General features: G+C 51.9%; 8 protein-coding genes. All 8 read left to right on the top strand.

Annotated elements, in window-relative coordinates; all coding sequences use genetic code 11:
• The first annotated feature begins 145 nt into the window (after nucleotides 1-145).
• The 8 genes from HY774_19455 to HY774_19420 all read left to right on the top strand — a co-directional run bounded on the left by HY774_19455 (nucleotide 146) and on the right by HY774_19420 (nucleotide 10,734).
• A complete protein-coding gene (locus HY774_19455) occupies nucleotides 146-583 on the top strand; it encodes a Rieske 2Fe-2S domain-containing protein (protein MBI4750668.1) in 438 nt (145 codons plus the stop codon).
• Nucleotides 584-631: 48 nt separating this feature from the next.
• A complete protein-coding gene (locus HY774_19450; GenBank protein MBI4750667.1) occupies nucleotides 632-868 on the top strand; it encodes a hypothetical protein in 237 nt (78 codons plus the stop codon).
• 87 nt (nucleotides 869-955) lie between these two features.
• Nucleotides 956-2,140 (top strand): NarK/NasA family nitrate transporter, encoded by a 1,185-nt coding sequence (locus tag HY774_19445; GenBank protein MBI4750666.1) that lies wholly within the window; start codon nucleotides 956-958, stop codon nucleotides 2,138-2,140.
• Between the two features lie 328 nt (nucleotides 2,141-2,468).
• Entirely contained in the window at nucleotides 2,469-4,622 is a 2,154-nt protein-coding gene (locus tag HY774_19440; protein ID MBI4750665.1) for a winged helix-turn-helix domain-containing protein, read from the top strand.
• Nucleotides 4,623-5,614: 992 nt separating this feature from the next.
• A complete protein-coding gene (locus HY774_19435; protein ID MBI4750664.1) occupies nucleotides 5,615-6,286 on the top strand; it encodes a helix-turn-helix transcriptional regulator in 672 nt (223 codons plus the stop codon).
• 427 nt (nucleotides 6,287-6,713) lie between these two features.
• Complete coding sequence (locus tag HY774_19430; protein MBI4750663.1) at nucleotides 6,714-8,627, top strand: FAD-dependent oxidoreductase; 1,914 nt, start codon at nucleotides 6,714-6,716, stop codon at nucleotides 8,625-8,627.
• The gene (locus HY774_19425) at nucleotides 8,624-9,112 is read left to right on the top strand and encodes a Rieske 2Fe-2S domain-containing protein (protein ID MBI4750662.1); all 489 of its coding nucleotides are present in this window, start codon (nucleotides 8,624-8,626) and stop codon (nucleotides 9,110-9,112) included. Before HY774_19430 ends, HY774_19425 begins: the two co-directional genes overlap by 4 nt.
• A 68-nt stretch (nucleotides 9,113-9,180) precedes the next feature.
• Complete coding sequence (locus tag HY774_19420; GenBank protein MBI4750661.1) at nucleotides 9,181-10,734, top strand: cytochrome b N-terminal domain-containing protein; 1,554 nt, start codon at nucleotides 9,181-9,183, stop codon at nucleotides 10,732-10,734.
• Nucleotides 10,735-10,829: the final 95 nt, after the last annotated feature.

Raw genomic sequence — 10,829 nt, 5'->3', positions numbered from 1 at the left:
CGGTACACTTCTTTGGTTCGGTCATGGGTTTCCTCTCGGTTTTTCATATTTCCTTAGGAAACCCTATACCGTCTTTCTTTTTCAAGTCTCTTATCCCTGTTTTCTTTTCTTTCCAAAGATCCGTTCTGCGACACGCTCTAATTATGTGGCCCGGCGTGATTTTACCAAGTTCTTGATTTTGACCAGTTTTGCCTTCACAACCGGCCAGTTGTGGATTCTGGCCAAGAGTTGGGCCGCCCCTTCAAAACAACAACTGCCTGGTGTCCAGATTGCCTCAGTCAACCAGTTAGCCGTAGGAAACAGTCTGGTGTTTGCCTATCCCGGAGAGCACGACAAATGTGTTCTAACCCGCCTGGATAGTGATACTTTTGTGGCTTATAGCCAGGCATGCACGCACCTTTCCTGTGCTGTTATCCCAGAACCCGAAAAAGGGCGGCTGTACTGTCCCTGTCACGAAGGTGCTTTTGATATTGCCAGCGGAAATCCAATTGCGGGGCCTCCACGGCGACCATTACCCCGGATCAAGCTGGATTTCCAAGATGGAGCGATTTTTGCGGTTGGAGTCGCTCAACCAACTGCTTAGGAGTTGAAAACGATGGCGTCAAGCCGTAGCACGCCACATTGAGGTGTTATGACCACCGGAAAAATTTTCACTCGCGAACAACGAACCACAATTATTTATGGAATCCTGTGCATCGTCTTGCTGCTGGTGGTCATTCAGCTCTGGCTGTTAACCGCCACGATGAATGCATTTCTTGGTGGTGACCAGGCAATTGCTTTCCCCACGCTGTTAGCCAGTGCATTTTGCCTGGCCTTGAATTTGGGATTGCTCCGGTATGTTTACACCATTGAGCGCCCCCAAGCCTGACAACTGACAATGTGACAAAATGACAGGGTGACAAGGTGACAAGGTGACATTCTGACCCCTGATCCCTGACCCCTAATCGGAGACCATATGAATTCCCCTACTTTAAAACCAACCGGAAATACCCTGCAACTTGTACTGGCGACAGGCGCTTTTGCCGTGTGTTTTGCTATTTTCGGTTCGGTGTCGGCCATGATGCCGATTCTGAAAAAAACACTGAATCTCAATCCGGTTCAGGTCAGCATTGCGCTGGCAGTTCCGGTTTTGCTCGGCAGCCTGGGGCGAATTCCACTGGGGATCCTGACGGATCGCTATGGTGGGCGAATCATTTTTTCAATCGTAATGGCCTGCTCGATTATTCCAGCGTTCCTGATGGGGTATGTGTCGAGTTACACCCAGTTGATTGCCTGTGGGCTGTTTATTGGCATTGCCCTGGCCAGTTTCTCGGTTGGCGTCGGCTTTGTCAGCGGCTGGTTTGCGGCGGATCGGCAGGGGTTTGCCCTTGGTGTGTACGGCGCTGGAAATATCGGTCAGTCGCTGGCGGCGTTTGGAGCACCTGTCATTGCTGGTGCGCTTGGATATGCCTGGGGGTTTTGGATCTTTGGAATTCTCACCTTTTTCTGGCTGATTGCCTTTGCTTTTGCCGCCCAAAATGCACCTCGAACCGCACCGCCAAAAACCCTGGCTGATAGCCTGCGACCACTTCGTGAGCCGATGAGCTGGGTGTTGAGTCTGTATTATTTCCTCACCTTCGGTGGGTTTGTGGCCATGAGCATTTACCTGCCGACATTTCTCACCGATATGTTTAAGTTAACACCAGGGGATGCGGGATTTCGAACCGCCGGGTTTGTCGTTCTGGCAACGGCTCTGCGGCCAGTGGGGGGAATTCTGGCTGATAAAATCGGCGGGAAAGCTATTTTGATGTGGGTCTTTCCATTCACTGCCTGTATGGCGCTGTGTATGGCAGTGCCGATGATGGCCACCTTTACGGTTGGGGCGCTTGGAATGGCAGCGGCGATTGGGTTGGGCAATGGCGCGGTTTTCAAAATGGTGCCGCAATATTTTCCCAAAACCGTGGGCGCGGTCACTGGCCTGGTTGGCGCCGCAGGTGGGTTGGGAGGGTTTTTCCCGCCGCTGGTGCTGGGCAATATCAAGCAGATGACCGGTTCCTTTACGGGCGGGTTTTTCCTGCTGGCGATCTTTGCCTTTTTGTGTCTGATCGTGGTTTGGAAAACTGATTCACGGGGCGAAACCAAACTCCCTCAACCAGCCTGATCAAATCCGTTATCTCTCGAAACTGAAAAAAAGCATCCCGGAGCGGTTTATTGACGACCTTCCGTGATGCTTTTTTCTTTTCTATTACGCGTAATCAGTAAGGAAGCGTGACGGCTGAGTGTGAAAAAGAAATTTCGTGATGTTGAGAGACATCCTTCCTGGCTGATTTAGCCGTATCAGCCAAGTTATTCAATCCGGTTACTTCTTGCTAACCTTACCCGTTCAGGAAAAATATCTCCAACATCCGCTTTGGCTATTGTGGTTATTTCTTCGGAAATATCCTCAAAAAAACATCATTTTTATCTCAAAATTCTTGTGGAGAGGTTCGATGTCAAGCTCTGAGGTTCACAATCAAGAAACAATGTTGTTTCTCTTTGGCAACTTTCAAATTGATCTTTCACAACAATCCCTTGCCTACAATAACGACTTTATACCTTTACCTCCAAAAGTCTTCCAGACGTTGTTGATTTTAGTTCAAAACAACCAGAAGCTGGTCACCAGGGATGAAATCATCAATTACATCTGGCCAAACACCTTTGTTGAAGACCACAACCTGAATGCGAATATTTCCACCTTACGGCGAATTTTGAATGACCGTGTCCCTGGAGTGAAGTTTATTGAAACGGTGCCCAAACGCGGATACCGGTTTGTGGCCGATGTCCAGGTGGTGCATTCCACTGTTGCACGGGTGGAAAGAGCTGTTGAACCTGACCTTCTCGCATCGGCTCAATCAACTGAATCGGGAGAATTCCCAGTCGAGGATTTTGACAGTTTTGATGCTGAAAGTGAGCTACCTGATTCGTTGCCTCCTCTCGCAACTGGTTCCACCGCCGAGGCAGCCTTTGACGAACTTCCTGCCATTGAACCCGAGGTGGACGTTCAGTCGAGGGAATCATTTCAGGTAGAACCCGACCTTGAGGCAATCATTGAAAAACCAGTTCCCACAGTGGTTCTCAGGATGCCCGCTTCAGAGAAACCTTCAGTCCCCCTTCACTCCCGAACCCTCTCACCGCTTAAATTTGTAATGATTCTCAGTTTTGTGGTTTTCCTGGGGCTGACTTCAACCCCCTCTAGCCTGTGGACCTCAAAAGCCAGTTTTTTGCCCGAAATTCAAGCGACTAACATTGCCGTACTTCCATTTAAAGTCATCGGGAATGGCGAGCCCGCGCTTGGGGTTGGCACTGCAGATACCATCATTACCCAATTGGGTCGGGTGCCTGGGTTTACGATTCTCTCTTCGCAGGCAATTGAAAACGTCCTCGAAGCCCGAGAGTTGTCGCCAACTGAGTCTGCTCGTCTGTTGCGGGTCGAAGCTGTCATTGAAGGCAGCGTGCAAATCCTCGATGGCCGTATCCGGGCCACGATGCGGATGTTTTCTCCCCGCTCGTCTTCTCCGGTTTGGACTGAAACCATTGATTTTACTGGGGAAAACAAAGTTTCCATTCAAGATCAAATTGCCAAACGCGTGGCCAGAATCCTCCTGGACGCCACCAGTACTTTGACTCACCCGGCGGGCACAGCCAATGAAACTGCCTATCGGTTTTGCCTGAACGGACGCTATCACTGGTCACGGCGGGACTCGCAATCCCTGGCTGAAAGCGAAGCCTGTTATCGGCGGGCGCTCCAACTTGACCCACAGTATGCTGAAGCTCATCTGGGGCTGGCGGATGACTTGATTTTTGAGGAAGTCGGCTCCGAACGAGCGATGGAAGCCTGGGAGCATTTGCAACAGGCACTCAAGCTCAACCCAAAACTTGGGGAAGCCTATGCCACGCTTGGTTTTATTAAGGGTTTCCATGAGCGGAACTGGAATGAAGCTGAAGCTGCCTTCCGACGGGCCCTGGAACTGTCGCCAAACTCGACGAAATGCCACCACTGGTATGCCTACCATCTGGCCGTGATGGGGAGGATCAATGAAGCAATCCGGGAAATGAAAATCACGCTCGCCCTTGAGCCAACATCACCCAACTTTTTGGCTGACCTGGGGCAGATGTGCTACTTCGAACGGGATTTTGAAGGTGGTCGGCGCTATTGTCGGCGGGCCTGGCAGATTGATCCTTATTTTTATTATGTTTATGCCAATCTGAATCCAATCCTGGCAAAACAAGGCAATTACGCCAAAGCCATGCGGGCCTATGAATTGGAAAAATCTTCGTTCTATGAGCGGGTTCACAACACGGAGGATGTTTTTGCCAATGACCCAGGTGATCCGACGGATATTACTCGATTTCGAGAAGCACTCCGCGAAGAAGCCGAGATGATTCTGGCTCGTCCTGACCACGAATCATTGAGCTATAAACTGTCAACCATCTATGCCCAGCTTGGGGAAACTGAACAATCCTGTTTCTGGTTGTCCAAAGCAATTGCGAAAAAGCAATTGCTGACACCGTTTGCCAACATTGATCCGATTTTTGATCCATTGCGAGACCAACCCGAATTCAACAGCCTCCTTGCCCGAATGAATCTCGGGAAAGCCAATTAAGATCAGTTTGTAGTCAGCCGTCAGTAGTCAGTCGTCAGTCGTCAGTCGTTCGCTTAGGGAGCGTTAAAAAATAAGTTCCTGGGGCGCGTTCTGCCACATCCAGGTTTTGGTCTTGCACCGCGAAGCGGTGCCGTTCGGATAGCCGGTCGGTTGGCCGCTTTGGGCCTACCACCGGATCCAAAGGCCACCCCTTAAAAGGGGGATGAAATTCGACCACTCGCCAGGAGAAAATTGGTTTTCGCCCATCCGGGCGAAAGCCAATTCGGAATCACCGAAATTCCATCCCTCATTTATGGGGACTTGTACTTAGGGAGCGTTAAAAAACAACTTCCCGATTTTCATTGGGTCGAAGCCATTTTCTTTTGAGTTCGGTGGCACTTTCCCTGACAAAAGCTCAGACCCCATTGAAGTCTTTGGATTTCTTTTTCGTGTATTTCGTGTATTTCGTGGTTTCCTGTTCTGAAATTGGATCTCTCCGGGTGATTTTCGATAAAAACGGAAAGTTGTATTTTTACAGTCCCTTAGTTTATTTGATTGAATTACTTGACTGTTTCTTCTCAGGATTGAAGTTGTTGAGCATAATCTCAAGGGTTGTGAAACTCCATTGTTGCAAACAAAAAAAGGGGGGTGGCACCGGCCACCCCCAAATTGCATTGTCACCTTTTGCCGACTTACTTGCACAAGAAGAACACTAAAGTAATCGCACTATCAATTTCACACACATTACAAGAGCCTGGAAATATACCCATCGAAGAATTCGATACAATAATTTCACCCTCGTATTGAGTGATCAGACTTTTACTCTTCTCCATTTTCAAAAGCCTCAAAAAAACATCATTTTTTCCTCAAAATAGGAATTTCATTTCACTTGAAAGCCAGGTAAAATGACTGCCTTCACATCCTAAATTCTTTTAAACAAACCAGATACCAGACTGAAATCCCCCTCCTCCAGATTTTTGTTTTGGGTGCTGAAAATCAAAAAGCGAGGCTTTATGAATCTGCAAGACCTCAAAAAACTGATTGAAGGCACCACTGATGCCGCGTTTGTCTCGGATTCAACCGGAACGATCATTGGCTGGAATCAAGGGGCCGAAGCACTGTTTGGGATTTCCGCGGCTGAAGCCGTCGGGAAATTTTGTGGAGATATGGTCGGTGGCCATGACGAATGCGGTCAGGTTTGTTCACAGGAATGCAGTATCCAGCAAGCCGTTCGCGAAAACCGCCCCATGTCGAATTTTGATCTCCATATCAAATCCAAACAGGGCTATCAGTGGACCAACACCTCGACGCTCGTGGTCAAGGTTGCCAACTCTGAATTTCCCTACTCAGTTCATATCTTTCGTCGGATTGATGTCCGCAAACGATTGGAATTATTGATCCGCGATTTTATCGTGGCCGAAACCCAACTCCCCGCCGAGCAGGTGACCTCCCTGATCTCTACCACCCGCGCCCCCGCCGCCGCCATTGACCTTACTGACCGCGAATTGCAGGTTCTGAAATTGATGGCCCGCGGCCTTCCAACCAGCCAGATTGCCACCACCCTCCACATTAGCCGAACCACCGCCAACAACCACATTCAACACATCCTGCAGAAATTCAACGTGCATTCCCGGCTTGAAGCCATTCGTCGGGCAGAACTGGCTGGATTACTCAAACACTCTTGAATGAAGAAAAGTGAGTAGCGAGTAGTGAGTCGTGAGTAGCGAGTAAACCCACTTCTTCAAAGCAGTTACCATAAAGACTGATTTTTGCCTGGATGGACTCCGGAACAAAGCCTCCTGTTAATTCAATTGATCAGTTTCATCAGAAATATGATGAAAATTCATCATTGTCGTCAGGCGCTGAAAAGGAAATAGTACTGGCGGACAAAGAAGTCCGCTTTTGAAACTCTCTTTGATTCAATAGGTTTGTTCCGTACAAGCGTAAAGTGCTGGGTCTGCTCCGGCCCAGCACATTTTTTCACCCAGGATTTTACATCCCAAAATTTTCAGCCCCGAGCTTGCGAGTCTTCCGCCCCGAGCTTGCGAGTCTTCGGCCCAATGTCTTCCGCCCCGAGCCTGCGAGTCTTTCAACCCCAAAAAGAGGTTTTATATGGATGGCCTCAAAGTCCAGGTACCGCACGAAAGCTACCATCAGGAGCTGATTTCTTGTCAGGTGGCCTGTCCCGTCCACACCGATGCCCGTGGATATGTGCGTGCGATTGCCAGTGGTGACTTTGAAGCGGCCTACCTGATTGCCCGAGGACCAAACCCGTTTGCTTCGATTTGTGGTCGGATTTGCGGCGCGCCTTGTGAAACCGCCTGCCGGCGGGGGAAAGTTCCCCGAGTTGACGACGATGGCCATTTTGTCGCCCAGGACCGCCCGGTTGCCATCCGGGCGCTCAAACGCTTTGCCTGTGAACAGGCTGGCCCCGATTCACACCCAACCGATGTGGTTCTCAAAAAAATTCAACTGGCCCAACCATCAGTTTCGGCCAATGCCGAAGAAATGGCCGCCTTGTTGCGCGCCGGGGTCGAAGGAAAATTTATACCGGCTCAAGGTCAGCGAATTGCAATTATCGGCGCCGGTCCTGCCGGACTGGCTGCCGGGCACGACCTGGCATTGATGGGGTTCCGCCCGGTGGTCTTTGAAACCGAACCCGTGGCCGCCGGGATGCTCGCCGTTGGCGTTCCCGCCTATCGGCTTCCACGTGACCTCATCAACCGCGAAGTCGCGGTCATTCAGGCACTTGGCGTTGAAATCCGGTGCAACACCACGGTTGGCAAGGATATTTCTTTTTCGGATTTGCGAAGCGATTTTGACGCCGTGATTGTGGCCGTGGGGGCGAAATCGTCACGGTCACTGGGGTTGCCGGGTGAAAATGGCCCCAGGGTGTACGGCGGCGTTGATTTGCTCCGGGCAGTTTCGCTGGGGACGAGCCTTGAAATTGGTCAACAGGTCGTTGTGGTTGGCGGCGGAAATGTGGCCTATGACGTCGCCCGGAGTGTCCTGCGGCAAATTGCCTATGATACCGCCCGCACAGCCGCCCGACTCGAAGCAACATCGCTGGTGCATCTGGTTTCACTTGAAGGACTTGAAGAAATGCCCGCCGACACCGTCGAAATCCTGGAAGGCGATGAAGAAGGGATTGAACGCTGGAACGGTTGGGGGCCGGTGGGCATTCTCCGCAATGATGAAGGTTCGGTGACTGGGGTTGAATTTCGCCGGTGCCTGCGGGTCTATGATGAAAACCGGCGATTTTCGCCAGTGTATGATGACGAAGATCGAAAAGTCATCCCCTGTGACACGGTGTTGCTGGCGGTCGGTCAATCGCCAGCGCTCACATTTCTGGAAGATGGTGGAACCGATGTCCAGATGATGCGGCCCGGCTGGCCCAAAGTTGACCCGAAAACGCTTGCCTCCACGGCTGATCGGGTGTTTGTCGCAGGTGACCTTGCCCACGGAACACGGCTTCTGATTGATGCGGTGGCTTCAGGGAAAGCCGTGGCCCGGTCGGTGTACCAAACTCTGACGGGTCGTTCGATCACGTTTGACGCCGTCACGTCCCACATCGTGCTGGATCGGTACCGCCGGGAACGGGGCTATGAATCCATCCGCCGGGCTGACATTCCAACCCTTCATCCGTCTGAACGCCTGGTCCACCCAGACGCAGTGGTTGAAACCGGGTTTACCTGTGCGCAGGCCATGTGTGAAGCCTCACGCTGCCTCGATTGTGGTGTGACGCCGATTTTTGACGGCAGCCGCTGTGTGTTGTGTGGTGGATGTGCCGATGTATGCCCAACGCAGTGCCTCAAACTGGTCTCACTCGCTGAGTTGATGACCAATGACGAACTCAATCAGGCCATTGAACAAACACTTGGATCTGACATTGATCTCACCGAACACTCGGCCATTCTCAAAGATGAAGACCGCTGCATCCGCTGTGCGCTGTGTTTTATGCGCTGCCCGGCTGAAGCCATTACGATGGAACGAGTTACAACTTCTATTTCCTGGAGGACGCTATGACAACCAAAGCCAGGGAACCACGCTCACGGCTTGACCCAGAGCCCATTGCACGCCGGGATTTTCTCGGACTGGCTTCGCTGTGGGCTGCCGCCTCCGCCATGTTTTTTGCCACGCTTGGAATGCTCCAGCTTCCCAAAACCGCCGTGCTTTCCTCGCCATCCAAAAAATTCACGGTCAAGCTGCCCGACACGCTCAACCCTGGCGAACCTTTTATCCCGCCAGGCCGGGCAGTTGCCCTGTATAAAGATGCAAGTGGCGGAGTGTATGCGGTTTCCACGATTTGCACGCATCTGGGGTGTGTGGTGAAACAAACCACCGAAGGGTTTGAATGTCCCTGCCACGGCTCGCGGTTCACCAGTGACGGCGAGGTTACCAAGGGGCCCGCACCACAGGCCCTGCCGTGGCTCAAAGTCACAGGAAGTGGCACGAGCGTGACCATTGACGAAGGTACAACGGTTGAATCCGGAACCAAGGTGACGATATGAGTAGTGTTGCACCACCATCAGACTCTCGGCCAGCCGTCCGGTCTGGAATCCAGACCCAGGGTGACGGGATGAGCCCGGTTGCCCCTCCCCGTTCGGCATTACAAACTTTCTGGGAAAACCTGCTGGCAGTGCCCTATCGGTTGCGCGACACCGCGTTTCGCGGTGGCACACCCAATACGGATCGGACCCGCTCCACCTTTGTTTTCGGCAATGTTTTCCTGCACTTACATTCAGTTCGAACCCATCGCTGGAGCCTCCGCTGGGCAACAACAGCGGGCCTGGGGATCGCCAGTCTGGCGGCATTTCTCATTACACTCGTAACCGGCGTGTTGCTGATGTTTTATTACAAACCATATCCCGACGTCGCCTATCTCTCGATCAAGGATATTCATTTCGTGGTGCCGACCGGGCGTCTGATTCGCAATATTCATCGTTGGGCAGCCAACGTGATGGTGGTGACGGTGCTCCTGCACATGGCCCGCACGTTTTTCACTGGCGCCTATCGCAAGCCACGAGAGTTTAACTGGTTGATTGGAATGGGGTTGCTGGTTACGACACTCGGACTTTCTTTTACCGGATACCTGCTGCCCTGGGATCAACTGGCGTACTGGGCCATCACCATCGGGGCCAATATTGCCCAATCACCGCGTGAAATAACCGATGCGGTTGGTGTCACGGGCTGGTTTGACCCTGGTGGATTAAACCGCCTGTTATTGCTTGGATCAGACACGGTCGGTCCAGAAGCGCTGATTCGGTTTTATTTGCTCCACATTATGATTTTGCCGCTGATGCTGACCGCATTGATGGCGGTGCATTTCTGGCGCATCCGAAAAGACGGCGGGTTGGCACGCCCGGCGGATGCCGATGCTAGAGTTGAAACTCCGGAAGGCCCGGTCTATCCAGTGTTTACACAACTTGCCACCAAAACCTATCAACTGGCGGCGATTGTCAAAGGCAAAACTTCAGCCGTTGGCAAAGGCCCGGAAGGAACCGTTCCCTCCATGCCGCACCTCTTTTATGCCGAGATGGGGGTATTGATGTTGACCGTGCTGGCCTGTGTCGCGCTGGCGCTCATCACCGATGCTCCGCTCAAGGAACTGGCCAATCCAGCCGTTCCTGAAAATCCAGCCAAAGCCCCCTGGTATTTTCTCGGCTTGCAGGAAATGGTCTCGTTTTCAGCCTTTATGGGCGGAATTGGAATTCCAACCATCGTCTTGATTGGATTGGGTTTAATTCCCTTCCTCGACCGGGAAGAGTCAGGCACAGGCGAATGGTTTGGCGGCCCCGGCGGCTGGCCGCTGGTCAAACAATCCATGTGGGTTGGGTTGATCTCTTCGATTGCAATTGATGCCTTTGCAATTCGGTTCGGGTGGCTGCGTGAATGGATTCCACACATTCCGCAACTGGTCATTACATTTATCAATCCAGGCACGGTGTTGACGCTGGTTTATGCCTTGTATTCGGTATGGCTGGTTCGTCGGTATAACTCGACTCGTGCCGGAGCGCTGGGGCTCTTCACCTGTTTTCTGTGTGGATTTATTGTCCTGACCATTGTCGGTACCTACTTCAGAGGACCGAACTGGGTATTTTACTGGTCGCCAGCGGACTGGCCAAAGCATTGATGGCATTAGGGTTCAGGGTTCAGGGTTCAGGGTTCAGGGTTCAGGGTTCAGGGTTCAGGGTTCAGGGTTCAGGGTTCAGGGTTCAGGGTTCAGGA

This window comes from Acidobacteriota bacterium, from assembly GCA_016208495.1.
Lineage (GTDB): Bacteria > Acidobacteriota > Blastocatellia > Chloracidobacteriales > Chloracidobacteriaceae > JACQXX01.
This window is presented reverse-complemented; position numbering and strand designations above follow the sequence as displayed.

What these genes read in the sequence shown, in the direction of transcription:
- HY774_19450 (MBI4750667.1), top strand. Translation starts at nt 632, where the DNA reads ATGACCACCGGAAAAATTTTCACTCGCGAACAACGAACCACAATTATT.
- HY774_19445 (MBI4750666.1), top strand. Translation starts at nt 956, where the DNA reads ATGAATTCCCCTACTTTAAAACCAACCGGAAATACCCTGCAACTTGTA.
- HY774_19440 (MBI4750665.1), top strand. Translation starts at nt 2,469, where the DNA reads ATGTCAAGCTCTGAGGTTCACAATCAAGAAACAATGTTGTTTCTCTTT.
- HY774_19435 (MBI4750664.1), top strand. Translation starts at nt 5,615, where the DNA reads ATGAATCTGCAAGACCTCAAAAAACTGATTGAAGGCACCACTGATGCC.
- HY774_19430 (MBI4750663.1), top strand. Translation starts at nt 6,714, where the DNA reads ATGGATGGCCTCAAAGTCCAGGTACCGCACGAAAGCTACCATCAGGAG.
- HY774_19425 (MBI4750662.1), top strand. Translation starts at nt 8,624, where the DNA reads ATGACAACCAAAGCCAGGGAACCACGCTCACGGCTTGACCCAGAGCCC.
- HY774_19420 (MBI4750661.1), top strand. Translation starts at nt 9,181, where the DNA reads ATGAGCCCGGTTGCCCCTCCCCGTTCGGCATTACAAACTTTCTGGGAA.